Source organism: Nordella sp. HKS 07 (assembly GCF_011046735.1).
Taxonomy (GTDB): Bacteria; Pseudomonadota; Alphaproteobacteria; order Rhizobiales; family Aestuariivirgaceae; genus Taklimakanibacter.
On sequence record NZ_CP049258.1, the window covers coordinates 4,784,723 to 4,799,442 of the forward strand.

Annotated in this window: 16 protein-coding genes; 3 read left to right on the top strand and 13 right to left on the bottom strand. The window is 63.5% G+C overall.

Annotated features, from left to right (window positions below):
* The first annotated feature begins 203 nt into the window (after positions 1-203).
* A complete protein-coding gene (locus G5V57_RS22425) occupies positions 204-908 on the top strand; it encodes a B12-binding domain-containing protein (RefSeq protein WP_165169759.1) in 705 nt (234 codons plus the stop codon).
* A gap of 151 nt (positions 909-1,059) precedes the next feature.
* Complete coding sequence (locus tag G5V57_RS22430; RefSeq protein WP_165169760.1) at positions 1,060-1,695, top strand: DUF1638 domain-containing protein; 636 nt, start codon at positions 1,060-1,062, stop codon at positions 1,693-1,695.
* Positions 1,696-1,789: 94 nt separating this feature from the next.
* Here the strand turns inward: G5V57_RS22430 and G5V57_RS22435 are convergent, their stop codons facing one another.
* From G5V57_RS22435 to G5V57_RS22465, 7 genes are all read right to left on the bottom strand, one after another.
* Entirely contained in the window at positions 1,790-2,536 is a 747-nt protein-coding gene (locus G5V57_RS22435; RefSeq protein WP_165169761.1) for an SDR family NAD(P)-dependent oxidoreductase, read from the bottom strand.
* Positions 2,537-2,547: 11 nt separating this feature from the next.
* Positions 2,548-3,723 (bottom strand): pyridoxamine--pyruvate transaminase, encoded by a 1,176-nt coding sequence (gene ppaT / locus G5V57_RS22440; protein ID WP_165169762.1) that lies wholly within the window; start codon positions 3,721-3,723, stop codon positions 2,548-2,550.
* Positions 3,724-3,930: 207 nt separating this feature from the next.
* Positions 3,931-4,737 (bottom strand): N-acyl homoserine lactonase family protein, encoded by an 807-nt coding sequence (locus tag G5V57_RS22445; RefSeq protein ID WP_165169763.1) that lies wholly within the window; start codon positions 4,735-4,737, stop codon positions 3,931-3,933.
* A gap of 115 nt (positions 4,738-4,852) precedes the next feature.
* Positions 4,853-5,788, bottom strand: coding sequence for an ABC transporter permease (locus G5V57_RS22450; RefSeq protein ID WP_165169764.1), 936 nt, complete (start codon positions 5,786-5,788; stop codon positions 4,853-4,855).
* Positions 5,788-6,876, bottom strand: coding sequence for an ABC transporter permease (locus tag G5V57_RS22455; RefSeq protein ID WP_165169765.1), 1,089 nt, complete (start codon positions 6,874-6,876; stop codon positions 5,788-5,790). The genes G5V57_RS22450 and G5V57_RS22455 overlap by 1 nt, the downstream gene beginning before the upstream one ends.
* Positions 6,873-8,462: an ABC transporter ATP-binding protein gene (locus G5V57_RS22460; RefSeq protein ID WP_246737323.1), complete on the bottom strand. Its 1,590-nt coding sequence runs from the start codon at positions 8,460-8,462 to the stop codon at positions 6,873-6,875. The genes G5V57_RS22455 and G5V57_RS22460 overlap by 4 nt, the downstream gene beginning before the upstream one ends.
* 46 nt (positions 8,463-8,508) lie before the next feature.
* Positions 8,509-9,534, bottom strand: coding sequence for a BMP family protein (locus G5V57_RS22465; protein ID WP_165169766.1), 1,026 nt, complete (start codon positions 9,532-9,534; stop codon positions 8,509-8,511).
* A 96-nt stretch (positions 9,535-9,630) separates the two neighbouring features.
* Here G5V57_RS22465 and G5V57_RS22470 point away from each other — a divergent pair, with 96 nt between their 5' ends.
* On the top strand, positions 9,631-10,038 hold the full coding sequence (locus tag G5V57_RS22470; RefSeq protein WP_165169767.1) for a hypothetical protein: 408 nt from the start codon (positions 9,631-9,633) through the stop codon (positions 10,036-10,038).
* 4 nt (positions 10,039-10,042) lie between these two features.
* Here G5V57_RS22470 and fhmpcd1 read toward each other — a convergent pair whose 3' ends face one another.
* From fhmpcd1 to G5V57_RS22500, 6 genes are read right to left on the bottom strand one after another with little or no spacing between them, the layout of a single operon-like run.
* On the bottom strand, positions 10,043-10,969 hold the full coding sequence (fhmpcd1, locus tag G5V57_RS22475; RefSeq protein WP_246737324.1) for a 5-formyl-3-hydroxy-2-methylpyridine 4-carboxylate 5-dehydrogenase: 927 nt from the start codon (positions 10,967-10,969) through the stop codon (positions 10,043-10,045).
* Positions 10,969-11,589, bottom strand: a complete 621-nt coding sequence (locus G5V57_RS22480; protein ID WP_165169768.1) for a glutathione S-transferase family protein — start codon at positions 11,587-11,589, stop codon at positions 10,969-10,971. Before G5V57_RS22480 ends, fhmpcd1 begins: the two co-directional genes overlap by 1 nt.
* Before the next feature lie 39 nt (positions 11,590-11,628).
* The gene (locus tag G5V57_RS22485; protein WP_165169769.1) at positions 11,629-12,642 is read right to left on the bottom strand and encodes an ABC transporter substrate-binding protein; all 1,014 of its coding nucleotides are present in this window, start codon (positions 12,640-12,642) and stop codon (positions 11,629-11,631) included.
* 14 nt (positions 12,643-12,656) lie between these two features.
* Positions 12,657-13,460 carry an ABC transporter permease gene (locus G5V57_RS22490; RefSeq protein WP_165169770.1) on the bottom strand — a complete coding sequence of 268 codons (804 nt, stop codon included), beginning with the start codon at positions 13,458-13,460 and terminating at the stop codon, positions 12,657-12,659.
* 1 nt (position 13,461) lies between these two features.
* Positions 13,462-14,313, bottom strand: a complete 852-nt coding sequence (locus G5V57_RS22495) for an ABC transporter ATP-binding protein (RefSeq protein WP_165169771.1) — start codon at positions 14,311-14,313, stop codon at positions 13,462-13,464.
* 1 nt (position 14,314) lies between these two features.
* Positions 14,315-14,713, bottom strand: a complete 399-nt coding sequence (locus G5V57_RS22500; RefSeq protein WP_165169772.1) for a RidA family protein — start codon at positions 14,711-14,713, stop codon at positions 14,315-14,317.
* Positions 14,714-14,720: the final 7 nt, after the last annotated feature.

The following is a 14,720-nucleotide window of genomic DNA, read 5'->3' on the forward strand; positions in this document are numbered from 1 at the left end:
CGCATAGCACCGCCCGGCGGCTTGTTCCATAGATCACGGAGAGTGGTCGGTTTCCGTCCTCCTCCCGTCGCACCTGACGGGGAATAACCCTTGCGCCGCGCTAATTTAGCCGTCAGAAGAGCGGCTGGAGCGCTTCCGGTCAAAGTTGCTCGACTTTGGCGGCAGGCAAGCGCTTCAGGTACGTCCTTGCCGGGAGATTGAGAATGAGCGACGAAGGCGAACTTGACCTCAGATCCTTGAATGACGAGGAACTGACCCAACAGATCCATGACGACCTCTATGACGGCCTTAAGGAAGAGGTCGAAGAGGGCGTGAATATCCTGCTGGAGCGCGGCTGGACCCCGTACAAGGTCCTGACCGAGGCCCTGGTCGAGGGCATGCGCATTGTCGGCATCGATTTCCGCGACGGAATTCTGTTCGTTCCGGAAGTGCTTCTCGCCGCCAATTCGATGAAGGCTGGCATGTTCATCCTGCGCCCGCTGCTCGCCGAGACCGGCGCACCGCGGCTCGGCAAGATGGTGATCGGCACCGTCAAGGGCGACATCCACGACATCGGCAAGAACCTCGTCGCCATGATGATGGAAGGCGCGGGTTTCGAGGTGATCAATATCGGCATCAACAACCCGGTCGAGAAATATCTCGATGCGATCGCCGAGCATCAGCCCGATATCCTCGGCATGTCGGCGCTGCTCACCACCACCATGCCCTATATGAAGGTGGTCATCGACACGCTGAAGGAAAAAGGCATGCGCGACGACTATATCGTGCTTGTCGGGGGGGCGCCCCTGAACGAGGAGTTCGCCAAGGCCGTCGGCGCCGATGCCTATTGCCGCGACGCAGCGGTGGCGGTGGAGACGGCGAAGGAATTCATGAAGCGCAAGCACAATGTGGTAGCGGCGTCGGCGTGATCGCTAGATCACGATGAGTTTGAATTGTAACAATCCAAACTCATAAACGTGACCGCTCTATAGTTAGCGCGGGATTCTTGCGAAAAACCGGTGCCCACTTTTTCGCATCCCGCGCTGGATGCTCCGGGGAGGCCGGGGCAAGGATCTGTCCATGACACTCGTCAATGTCAAACCTTCCGAGGAGTTCGAGTTCCTGAACGGTCAGGGCCATGTGCTTCTGATCGCCTGCGGGGCTTTGGCGCGCGAGATCGTCGACCTGATCGAGGTCAATCGCTGGAAGGCCTTCGACGTCGCCTGCCTGCCGGCCAAGTGGCACAATACACCGCAATTCATCGTGCCGGGCGTCCGGGAGAAGATCCAGGCGAGCAAGGAGCACTACAAGTCCATTTTCGTCCTCTATGGCGACTGCGGCACCGGCGGCATGCTCGACAAGATGCTGGCGGAGGAGGGCGTCGAACGCATTCCGGGACCGCATTGCTATGCCTTCTTTTCCGGCAACGAAGCCTTCAAGGCGAAAGAGGATGAGGACATCACCTCCTTCTTCCTCACTGATTATCTGGCGCGCCATTTCGACAAGCTGATCTGGAGCGGCATGGGCCTCGACCGGCATCCAGAACTGCTGCCCATGTATTTCGGCAACTACAAGAAGATCGTCTATATCGCCCAGACGCGCGACGAGGACCTGGCGCGCCGCGCCATGGCGGCCGCCAAGCGCCTCGGTCTCGACTACGAATATCGCTATGTCGGCTATGGCGAACTGGCCGATGAGATGAAGCAGCGGGCGTAGGTCATATCCCTAACCGTTCAAGCGAAGTGCAAGACTGTGAGCGAAGCCTCCTTCTCCCGCAAGCGGGAGAAGGGGAAAATTCGTATGAGCTCCCTCACCACCTCACCATGCCGGCATCGACATTGATCGTCTGGCCGGTGATCCATTTTGCGTCGTCGGAGGCGAGGAAGGAGGCGACGCCGGCGATTTCGACCGGCTGGCCCTTGCCCGGCAAGGCCTGCAGCATCCCGACGAACTCGAAGGCATTGTTGTGCGGGCTCGCTTTGACCCCGTCCGATTCCATGAGGCCGGGCGAGATGGCGTTGACATTGATGCCGTGCTTGCCGAGCTCGGTGGCGAGCGCCCGGGTGAATCCGATGACGCCGCCTTTCGCCGCCACATAGGCCGCCATATTCGGCGTGCCGGCGAAGAAGGTGTTGGAGGCGATATTGATGATCCTGCCTTTGCGGCCGAGCTTGCGCATCTGGTCGGAGGCCGCCCGGCACATCAGGAACACGCCGGTCAGATTGACGTCGATGAGCTTGCGCCAATGGGCGAGATCGACATCGTCCCAGGCGATGAAGGGCACGATGGCGGCGTTGTTGACGAGAATGTCGACGCCCTTGGCTTTTTTCTCGACCTCGGCATGCAATCTTGTGACCTGGTCGGGATCGGAGACGTCGCAGGTGACGGCGAAGGCGTCATGGGGCAGCGACTTGGCGACCTTCTCGGCGCCTGCCGCATTGACGTCACTCACCACGACGCGGGCGCCGTCCTCGGCGAGGCGTCGCGCGATCGCTTCGCCGATGCCCTGCGCCGCGCCGGTGACGATCGCGGTCTTGCCCGAATGAATCTTGCTCATGCGTGTTCTCCCTAAATTTTCTTGCCGATGGTGGCGAGCACCGCCTCGACGCCAGCACCCGTATTGGTCTTGTGGCCGAGCGCATTGAGGGCGCCGCCCAAGGCGGAGATGGCGACGACCGAATAGATGGGATGGGCCGTGGGGCCCATATGGCCGATGCGGGTGAGCTTGCCTAAGGTCTCGCCGCGCCCCGACGAGAAGGTGACGCCATAAAGGCTCCTCGCCGCGGCGCGCAGTTTCGCCTCATCGACACCTTGCGGCGTCTTCACCGCCGTCGTCGTGGGGGAGGCGATCTCCTCCCGCGCCGCCCACAGCTCGAGCCCCATGGCCTTGACGCCGGCGCGACAGGCCTTGGCGGTCAAGGCATGGCGTTTCCACACCGTCTTCGGACCCTCTTCCAGATAGACATCGAGCGCCGCGTCGAGCCCGTTGATCTCCGAGACCGACGGCGTGAAGGGGAAGGGACGGTCATGGCGGTGCGCGTCCTCCCAATCGAGGATCGAGAGCATCGAGGCACGGGGTGCTTGCGCGTTCTTCTTCATCTTGGTCCAGGCGCGCTCGCTCACACCCAAAAGTGTCAGGCCCGGAACGCCGCCCAGGCACTTATTGGGGCCGGTAACGAAGATATCGGAGTGCGACGAGATCGGATCGATCTTCATGCCGCCGAAAGACGACACGGCGTCGGTGATGAGATAGGCGCCATGCTTGGCGACGATGGCGCCGATCTCTTCCGCCGGATTGATGGTGCCGGAAGGCGTGTCGTGATGGCAGAGGCTGACGATGCGCGTCTCGGGCCGCTTCTTCAGCGCCTTTGCGACATCGGCAGGATCGATCGCCTCGTTATAGGGGACTTCCACTTCGTGAAGGTCGGCGCAATAACGTTTGGCCCAGTAGCCGAAGCCCTTGCCATAGACGCCGGAAGCGAGATTGAGCACCACGTCGTCCTTGGCGATGAGCGAGGCGGCGGCGGCTTCGAGCCCGAGCACCGGCTCGCCATGCAGGATCACTGGAGCATTCTTGAGCCCCATCGCCTTCTTCGCCTTTTGCGCCACGTTTTCATAGAATTGCTGGAACGCCGGATCGAAATCATAGGACACGGTGCGCGCCAGGCCGCGCAGCACCGCGGGGTAAGCATCGACCGGCCCCGAGGTCAGGGTGAAGACGGGCCAGTTCAGTTTCTCTGCCATGGTTGTTTCCTCTGAGCTGAGCGCTAGTGCGCAACGGGGGGCAACTTGATCCCAAACTCTCACCCTGAGGTGCGACCCCGGCCTTGAGCCGGGGGAGCCTCGAAGGGTGTGCTTCAACCTCGTCGCTCTTTCCTCATTGATGCTTCGAGGCCCGGCTGCGCCGGGCACCTCAGCATGAGGATGTTGGGAGAAGTGCTTCATTGCCATCTAGCCGTAGAACTTCGTGCCGGTCTGATAGGTCTGGAACTCGCCCATATCGTGCGAATACATGAGCTCGGCCTCGCGATCGGCGGCGAGCTGCTTCAGTCGGCGCATCGAGGCGACGCCGGCCTTCGGATCGATATGGAAGGACGCCTGGCAAAGAATTTCGAGGCTCTTCTTCGTGTAGGAGGCGTCGATGGTGAACAGGATCGGCTTACGGCTGCCGAATTCGACCAGCAGGCTGTAGTGGCCGATCGCATGGCCGGGCGTGAAGATGAGCTTTACGCCCTTGGCGAGCTCGACATCGCCCTCCACGCCTTCGAAGGTCGAATTGGCGACGGTCGTGCCGGCAAGCAGCTGAGCCGTGGTCTTGCGCGCCTCGGCGGCGGCGGCCGAGAAGCTCAGATCCGAATAGCCCAGCACCTCGAAGGGTTCGGGCGTCATCGCCTGCTGGATTTCCGCCTTGTGGCAGATCTTCTTGGCATGCGGGAAGTATTTGTTGCCGCCGACATGATCGAAATGGAAATGCGAATTGACCACGACGCCGATATCCTTGGGTTCGAGGCCGATGAGCTTCAAGGCGCCGGGGATCGTCTGGTCCTTCGACTGGATGGGCTTCTCGAAAGGCAGGACCTTCTGAACATGGTCGTAGTCATAGCCGGTGTCGATCAGGAAGCGGCCATCCTTGTGCTCGACGAGGATCGAATAGACGGGGAAGCGGATCTCGCCGCCCGGCCCCTTGTTCCAGTAGACATGAAAGCCGTCCAGAACGAGCGAGCCGCCATCCAGCAGATAGACTTTGGTATCGGTCATTGTGTTTCCTCCACTTTTATTTTGTGTTGAGTGCCGGCGGCTTCGCCGGCCCTCCAAGTCTCATTTCTCCGCATCGGATCATCCGAAAACCGCTTCGCACTTTTCGGTCCGATGCTCACCGCGCGCCCCGCACATAGGGAATGCCGAGCGCCGCCGGCAGATGGGCGTTGCGGCCGAAGATGATGAGCACCGCCATCACCGCTGCGAAGGGGATCATCTGGATGACATCGGTCGGCACATTGACGCCCGCGACCTGAAGTGCGGTGGTGAGCGACAGACAGGCGCCGAAGATCGCCGCTCCGCCGAGCACCCAGAAGGGCCGCCCGCGCGCCAGCATGGCGAGCACGATGCTGATGAAGCCGGCGCCATTGGTCATGAAAGGCACGAACAGACCGGCGCCCACCTGGGCGAGGAAGGCGCCGCCGAGCCCCGCCAGCGCGCCCGCCGTCAGGACCGCGGCGGTGCGAATGCGCGTGACGTCGACGCCGGTGACGTCGAGCGCCGCGGGCTTGTCGCCGGCCGCTTGCAGATAGAGCCCGAGATTGGTGCGGCGATAGGCGAAGCTCATCACCAGCACCAGCAGAACGGCCAGATAGACGATGACCGGCCGGTCGAAGAAGGCGGGACCGATGACAGGAATGTCAGCAAGGCCCGGAATGCGCAATGTCTCGACTGCCGGCAGGCGCGGATATGTGCGGCCGAAGAGATTGTAGTGGAGAAGCGCCGTGATGCCCTCGAAGCCGAGGGTCAGGCCGATGCCGATGACGATCTGATTGAGGCCAAGCCGCACGCAAAGAAGCGCCATAAGCAGCGCGACGCCGAGGCCGCCGAGTGCGCCCGCGACGAAACCCCAGGCGATCGACTCGCTTGCATAGGCCACGAAGAAGCCGGTAAAGGCGCCGGTGAGCATCATGCCTTCGATGCCGACATTGAGGACGCCGGCCTTTTCCGACATCTGCTCGCCGAGCCCGGCGAGGAGCAGGGGGATGCCGGCGGTGACCGCCCCGCTGATGAGCGCGGTGAGGAAGGCAGTGGTGAGGAGGGCGTCCATCAGCTTTTCTCCCGGGCGCGCCGCCGCTGGTCGAGCCATTCGGCGAGCGCCAGCAGGATGAACATCGTGGCGACGAGGATCAGCGTGAAATGCTGCGGCACGCCGATGCGCCGTGCCGCGCTCTCGCCGCCGATCTCGAGCACGGCGTAGAAGAACACAAAGGCGATGGCCGCGTAGCCGTTGAAGCGGGCGAGGAACACGAGCGGCACGACGGCCAGCGCATAGGCTGGATTCCAGTCGGCGCGCACATTGCCGAAGACGCCGACAATGTCGACCGCGCCGCCGAGCCCGGCCAGCGCCCCCGAGAGGCAGAACACGGCGACGGTCAGCAGCGGCACCGGCAGGCCGGCATGCAGTGCCGCCTTGGGATTGGCACCCACCACGCGCAGCCTGAGGCCAAAAGCGGTGCGCGTCATGACGACATGAACTGCGATCACCGCCGCAAGGCCGATGAGAAGGCCGCTCGTGATCGTGGTGCCAGAGATCCAGGGCAGGCGGTCTTCGACGGGCAAGGTGCGCGTCTGCGGCACAGTGGTGGCGGGATCGAGGAAAGCGAGCTTGACCAGGACATTGGCGAGCGAGGTGCCGAGGAAAGTCATCATCAAGGTCGTGATGATCTCGTTGACGCCCTGATAGGCGCGCAGCAGGGCCGGGACGAGCGCCCACAAGGCGCCCACCAGCATGGCGAGCACCATGCAGGCGATGAGCGTGACCCAGTCGGGCATTACGGTGATGAGCGCCGGCGCCAGCGCCGCGGCCATCACGGCGCCGAGCAGGAATTGCCCGTCGCCGCCCAGATTCCAGATGCCGGCCCTGAAGGCGATGATGAGGCTCGCGGCATGGAGCAGGAGCGGCGCCATGCGCGTGAGCGTCTGCTGCAGGCCCTGGGCGGAGAACACACCGCGCTCGGCGACATAGAGATAATAGGCCAGGGGATCGTGGCCGGCGATGAGGAGGGCCAGAGCGCAGAGGAGGAAGGCGGCGAGGATCGGGCCGAGCGTGACCACCGCAAGGCTGGTCCAGGCGTCGAGGCCGAAGCGCGGTTTCGCAAGTCGTGTGGTGCGCAGTGCCTGCATGTCGTCGGTCATACCGCCTTGCCCACCATGAGATTGCCGATCTCCCAGCGCGCCTCCGGGCCATTCGTGACGATGCCGGCGATCCGCCCCTGCGTCATCACGGCGATGCGGTCACAGAGTTCGAGCAACTCGTCGAGTTCGGTCGAGATCAGAAGCACGGCAAGCCCCTTGGCCGCGGTCTCGCGGATGCGCGCGCGCGACAGCGCGATGTTCTGGAAATCGAGGCCGTAGGTCGGCTTGTTGAAGATCATGACCCGCGCCTCGCCGGCGAGCTCGCGCGCCAGCAGCGCTTTCTGGATGTTGCCGCCCGACAATTTGCCGATCGGCGTCTGGATGCTGGGGGTGCGGATGTCGTAGCGTTCCACTTGTTCTTCGGCATAGGCGGCGATCGTGTCGGGCTGCTCGACGCCGCGTCGCCAGAAGGGCTCCTGGCCGATGGTCTTGAGCAGCAGATTGAGGCTCAGCGGGAAGGACGCGACGGTCGCTTCCGACAGTCGGTCGTCGGTGAGGTAACGCAAACCCAGGCGATGGCGCGCGCCTGCCGGCAGATGACCGACGGGGTCGCCCGCGAGCCGGATGGAGCCGCCAGCGATCGGGCGCTGGCCGGCGATCGCTTCTGCCAGTTGCTTCTGGCCATTGCCGTCGATGCCGGCGATGCCCAGGATCTCGCCCGCACGGATGGCGAGATCGATGTCGTGGAGGCCCGGCAGGCCCGCTTCGGGATCGATGGCCAGGCCTTGCACCTCGAGCAGGGTCTCGGCGCCGACCGCGGCGCGCGGTGCCGGGGCCGGTCTGTCGGTCTTCTCGCCCTGGTTGGCGAACATGGCCGCAATGATCTCTTGCCGTGCCTGTGCCCGGTCGAGGACCGCGAGTCGCTCTGGCGCGAGACTGGCGATCTTGCGGCCGCGCCGCAGGATCGAGATGCGGTCGCCGAAGCGCAGCGCCTCGTCCAGCTTGTGGGTGATGAAGACGATCGCCAGTCCCGAGGCGACGAGCTTGCGCATCAAGGCGCCGAGAAGTTCGATGCCGTCGGGTGTCATCATCGAGGTCGCTTCGTCGAGGATGAGGACCCGGCTCTTGTGCAGGAGGGCGCGGGCGATCTCGACCTGCTGCTGCTCGCCCAGCGAAAGGTCGCCGGCGCGCGCATCGAGCGCCACGTCGAGGCCGAAATCCGCCTTGAGATCGGCGAGCTGCCGGGCAAGACCCGCCAGCCCGGGTTTCTTCCACCAGGCGCCGCCGAGCAGCAGGTTTTCACCGACCGTGAGGCTCGGCACCAGCATATTGTGCTGGAACACCGTGCCGATACCGAGGCCGAGGGCGGCGCGCGGCGAGGTGATCTGGCGGCGCTCGCCGGCGATCAGGATATGGCCGTCATCCGGCTGCTGCAGGCCCGACAGGATGGCGATGAGCGTCGATTTGCCGGCGCCGTTCTCGCCCAGGAGCACATGCACCTCACCTGGCCACAGCGCCAGATTGACATTGTCATTGGCGACGACGCCGGGAAAACGCTTCGAAATTCCGACGAGTTCGACGACGGGCTTCTCCGCCGCGGGATCTTTGGCCGCGGGAAGGGACGTCGATATGGTGTTTACCGTCACGATGATGAAGGGCGCCGGCCTGTGAGTGCAGGCCGGCGCGCATGGCTTACTGAACGGCGGTCACGAGTTCGCGGAGCTTCGTCGCATCCCAGACCGGCTCGACCTTGATCTTGCCGGCCACGATGTCGCCGCGCACCGCTTCGATCTCGCCCCACACCTGGTCGGAGATATCAGGAGTCCTGAGCAGCTTCACCGAATTGTCGGCGAGCCCGATCGAATAGTTCTTCGTGCCGAATTTGTCGGCCTTGAGATCGGCGATCATCGCCTCATAGACAGGCTCGAGATTCCACAGCACCGACGACAGGAGGAAGCCCTTGTTGATCGGTGTCTTGTCGCCGATCACGTCGATGAAATAGACCTTGCCGCCATCGCCGGCCTTCGTAGTTTCGACCGCCTGCAGCATGCCGAAGCTCGAGCCGTTGCCCTGGCCGAAGATGATGTCGGCGCCGGCCGCGATCACGGTTTCGGTCACCCGTTTGCCGCCGGCGGCATCGCCATAGGCGGCAGGTCCGATCACCGCATAGAGGATCTTGATGCCCTCCTTCTCGGCCTTCGCCCCTTGTGCGAAAGCTGCCGTTTGCGCGTTCCAGGCCGGCGGCTCGCCCGAGACGACGATGCCGAGGGTGCCGCTGCGGCTCATCTTGGCGGCGAGACGGCCGGCGAGATAGGCGCCTTCATGGCCGCTCAACGTGTAGTCGGCAACCTTGCCCGCTTTCATCGCATCGGGCATGTCGACGATCGCCACCGGCACATTGAGCTCGGTGCCGATCTCGGGAGCGGCGGTGTTATAGCCGCTCGCATGGGCGATCAGCAGATTGGCGCCTTCACCCGCGAGCTCGCGCAGGCTGGGGCGCACATCACCGTAGCCCAGCCCCTCGGCGACCAGCACCTTGACGCCGGCCTTCTCGCCCGCCGCCTTGGCGGCGTCGATGCCTTGCTGGTTCCAGCCATAGTCATTGCCCTGTTCGGGGGTGAGGATGGCGATGGTCTTCACCTCGGCGGCGAGGCTCGCCGTGCCGAGCAGAGCCAGCATCGTCAAGGCGCCGAACGACTTCCTCCAATATGCACGCATGATGTTTCCTCCATTTGTCTTATCGGTTTTACTTGTCGTCCATTCACTTCCAGGCGGCAGCCATGTTAGAGTGTCGCATTTCTAGCGAAGCTCGCCATGACTGCAAAATCCAAACTTCTCCTCGCTCTCATTCTCGCTTTCACTCTCACGGTCCCCGATGCCGGCGCCGTCGAGCGTGGCTCGGCAGGCCTCATCGAGACGCCGTTCGTCGCGCGCAACACCGCCACGCGCGAGATCAGCTGCTCGGTGTCGCTCGCCCATTGGTATTCCGCCGAGCTCGGCAGGGCGGCGCCCGGCGCCAGGATCGCCGTGAGCTTCTGGCGCGACCCTGCGAGTGGCGCGTTGTATCTCCTCAACGAAGCTGGCGACCGCATGGCCGTGCAGATGACCTGGTGCGGCTTCGCCGGGAATAGCTGGGAGAGCCGCAGCGTCGTGACCCTGGCGCAAGGCAAGGCGGCCGATCTCACTTGCGTGAGCGCAACGGACCGGCTCGTCTGCCGCTGATGCGTCATGACGGGTCCCTCTCCTCCAGCGCCCGGCGCACCGCGACGAGTTTGCGCGCCCGTTCAGCGATGAGTTCCTTGGCGCGCTCGGGCGTATAGGCATAGACACCGCCGCCGGTCTTGAGTCCAAGGCGCTTCTCGTCGACCCGTTTGGTGATGAAGGGGGCGATATCGGCGCGGGCGGACAGCTCCCGATTGAGGAAGCTCGCCACCGAATGATAGATGTCGAGACCCGCCACATCGAGCAACGCCATCGGCCCGATGACGCTGAGCTTGTAGCCGATGCCCCAGGAGACGCAGGTGTCGAGCGCTTCCGGCGCGATGACGCCTTCCTCGACGAGATCGATCGCCTCGCGCAGCAGGGCGTAGAGGATGCGGTTCTCGACGAAGCCCGGCACGTCCTTGTTGATGACGACCGGCAGCAGGCCCAGCTCTTCGATCAGCGCCACGATGGCTTCCGCCGTTTCGGGCGCGGTCTTCGCCCCCGATATGACCTCGATCATCGGGATGATATGGGGCGGGTTCGACCAATGCATGCCGCAGAAGCGCTCGGGATGCGAGATATGCTCCTGTAGCGTGCTGATAGGGATGCCCGACGTATCGGAGACGACCAGTGTGTTCGGGCCGATAAGCCCATCCAAGGCGCGATAGACTTCCGCCTTGATCTCGATCTTCTCCGGCACGTTTTCGATGACGAGGTCGGCGTCCTTGACGGCATCGGCGAGCGAGGCAGTGAAACGCACCTCGCCGCCGGGCTGCGGCGTGATACCGAGCCGGTCGAGCGCGCCGGCGATCAAGGGAAGCATCGCCTTCGCCTTCTCGATCTGGTCGTCTTGCGTGTCGAAGGCGGTAACCACGAGCCCGCCCCGCGCCAGGCGCTGGGCGATGCCCGGTCCCATGGTTCCCAGGCCGATGACGGCGACGCGCTTCATCAGGCGGCCTTCTTCTCTTTGGCGCCGATCGCGATCTGGAAGGCGGCGCGCTCGCCGATGGCCTTGATCCAGCGGTCGAGCTCGGCGAAGGCCGGACGTTCAAGCGGGAAGTCGAGGCAGCGCTTCATGATCGGGGCCAGCGCGATATCGGCGATGGTGAGTTTCTCCAGCGCCGCGAATGACTTGCCTTTGAGATGCGCATCGAGGATCGCCATTTGGGCGAGCAACTCCTTGATCTGCGAGTCGTAATCGGGCGCGCGCTCATTGGCCGGCTTCTTCGAGTCCTTGAAGGCGGTGAGATAGGCCGGATTGACGGCGGCGAGAAGCCAGTCCATCCAGCGTTCCACTTCGGTGCGCTCCGCCGGCGTGGCACCTGTCAGAGCCGGGGCATAGGCGGCGGCGAGATAACGCAGGATCGAGTTCGATTCCCAGATCACCGTCTTGCCGTCGACCAGGGTAGGCACTTTGCTCGTCGGGTTGAGCGCCTTGTATTCGGGCGTCTGGGTATTGTTGAACTGACGACCGTAATCCTCGCGCTCATAGGGCTTGCCGATCTCTTCGAGCATGAAGATGACCTTCTGCACATTACCCGATGTCTGGCGGCCGAGAAGTTTGATCATGTGATGCCTCATTCGTTGGTTGCGTTGCGGTGTCCGCCGTCATTTTTTCAAGGGGTCGGCGGCGAGGACGAAACGGTTGGTGAAGACGGCCTCGAGATCGATATCCTTTTTCATGACACCTTGCTCGCGCAGCGTCTGGGCGGTTGTTTTCCAGGCGTCGAGCGTCATCGCACCGATCCCGTCCTTCGCCGTCTCGGCGCTGAAGAAGGTCGACTTGATATCGGCCTCGAGCTGCTTGATCAGGATGTTGCGCTTGCCTGCATATTCGGGATTGGCCTTGATGATGATGTCGGCAGCTTCGCCCGGGTTGGCGATGACGTCGGCGAAGGCCTTGAGATAGGCGGCAGTGAAGCGCCCGACCAGTTCGGGTTTCTCCTTGATCACCGCTTCTGAGGTGAAGAGGCCCGAGCCATAGACATTGTAACCCCAGTCGGCGCCCATGATGATCGAGAGCGAGCCTGGCCCGCCGGCCTTGGCCTCCAACTCCGGCACTTCGGCGTCGATATAGCCGGGCACCGCCGCGACGCGGCCGAGAAGCAGGTAGTTCTCGTAAGGGGGCGAGACGGTATTCTTCGTGATGTCCGCCTCGCTCATGCCATTGGCGGCGAGAAAGGCGCGCAGGAACACATAGGTCGAGCCTGCGGTATGCACGCCGACATTGAGGCCCTTGAGATCCTCGGGCTTCGAGAGTGTCTTGGTCTTGGCGAGCGCGATCATGCCCATGGGGCTGCGTTGATTGACCGCCGCGAGCGCCACGACCGGCACCGCCTGCGAGCGGGCGACAGCCAGCGTCGGCAGATCACCGAAACCGAATTCGGCATTGCCGGCACCGACGAGGCGTAGCGCATCGACCGAGCCGGTACCCTTGCGGATGGCTGTCACCTCGATGTCATTGTCCTTGAAGTAGCCCTTGTCGCGCGCGACGAAGAACATCGCGTGATTGCCGCGAACCACCCAGTCTAGCTGCACGCTCACCTCATCGGCGGCTTTCGCCGCCGCCGTCGCGGCGAGGAGGAGGAGCGTTGCGGCGGCCAGTCTCAGTCTCGTTTTCATAATCTACCCCCGATCTACCTGTTGTCCACGTCGGCGAATTTCGGCGCCCACGGGATCAGGATACGTTCTGCCACCTCCACCACATAATAGAAGACGAGACCCAGGACCGAGACCACCAGGATCGCCGCAAAAACGAGCGCCGTCTCGAGCTGGGTCGAAGCGAATTGGATGAGATAGCCGAGTCCGGCCGAGGCGCCCGCGAACTCACCGACAATCGCGCCGATGACGGACAGCGTTACCGCGACCTTGAGGCCGGCCATCAGCTGCGGCAAAGCATGCGGCAGGCGCACGCGTTTCAAGATAGTGCCGGGCCTGGCCCCGACCGAACGCATGAGGGAGACGAGCGAAGGGTCGACCGATTGCAGTCCCGACAGCATGCCGATCGCCACCGGAAAGAAGGCGATGACGACGATGAGCAACACCTTGGGCGCGAGATCATACCCGAACCACAGGATGAAGATCGGGGCGAGCGCCACTTTCGGCACGTTCTGGAACAGTACGATCAGCGGATAAAGCGCCCGGCCGAAAGTCTCGAAGCGGACGATGACGATGGCGACGGCGACGCCGGTGATGGCCGAGAGTACAAAGCCGATCAGGATTTCCTCGGCGGTGACGAGGGCCGCCACGGCAAGCGCCGGAAACTGCTCGACCATTACCGCGGCGATCGCCGAGGGGGCGGGAAGCACATAGGGCTCGACCTTGAACAGCCAGATGGCGGCTTCCCACACAACTAGGCAGGCCAACCCGAGCAGCAACGCCGGCGTTATGTCGATGACGGCACGCGAGAGTCGCGGAGCGGGAAGAGCTTGCGTGATCATGTCAGGTGCTCCCCTTATGGCTCTTGACCAGCAACTCGCGCAGTCGCGCCTCGAGGGCGGCAAAGCGCGGATCGCGATAGATCTGGGCATCGCGCGGATAGGGAAGGTCGTTGACGATCGTCTCGATGATGCGGGCGGGGCCGGTTCCCATCACATGGATCTCGCTTGACAGGAAAACGGCCTCGTCAAAGGCGTGAGTGACGAGTAGGACAGTCTTCTGGGTGCGCTGCCAGATGTCGAGAAGGAGAGCGCCCATCTCTTCTCTCGTAATGGCGTCGAGGGCGCCGAAAGGCTCATCGAGCAGGAGCACTTCGGGATCGAGGGTCAGTGCGCGGGCGATGGCGACGCGCTGGCGCATGCCTCCCGACAGCTGCGAGGGACGTTTGGCCTCAGCCCCGGCGAGGCCGACGAGATGAAGATTGTGCCGAGCACGCTGACGCACTTCGGCGCGCGGCAGTGACGGATCGGCGGTCTCGAGCAGGAAGGCAGCATTGTCGAGCGCGGTTTTCCACGGCAGCAGCGTCGCATCCTGAAAGGCGACACCGATGAGCTTGCGGCGTGCCGCTTGCGCGGGGGCCATGCCTGCGACTTCCATCTTGCCAAGGCTCGGTTTCATCAGCCCGGCAAACAGTCTGAGCAGGGTGCTCTTGCCGCAACCGGAAGGTCCGACCAGCGAAACGAGCTGGCCCTTGCCGATCCCGAGATGGATGTCGTTGAGGACGCGCTGGCTGCGCCCGCCCAGATCGAAGTCGACCGCCACACCTTCCGCGATCAGATGGGCCGGTGCCTGCTGGCGCGTCGCGGCGGGCGACGAAACCGGGGCGGCTCTGAGGACGGGGCGGGCGTGTGCCATGCTATTTGTCTTCTTTCGGACAATAGGCGATGGCGTCCATCTCGATCTTGGTGCTGATGACGGCGCGCGCTTCGACCGTCGTGCGGGCGAGGCCCGCCGGATTTTTGAAGTACTCGCCAAACACTTTGTTGTAGCGCCCGAAATCTCTCGTGTCCTCGAGATAGGTGCAGACCCGCACGACATCGTCGAGGCTGGCGCCGTCGGCCTTGAGGACCCGTTCGATGGCGAGGATGGTCGCGCGGGTTTCCTCTTCGATGGTCCCGTGGATCATATTGCCGTCGGCATCTTTCGCCACTTGACCCGACACGAAGATGAGATCGCCCACCCTCACGCCCGGATGGAAGGGCAAATTGGGATTCTTGGTGCCGATCGGGTAGCGCTTGGCTGTGCTCTTGCTCATCGTTTCT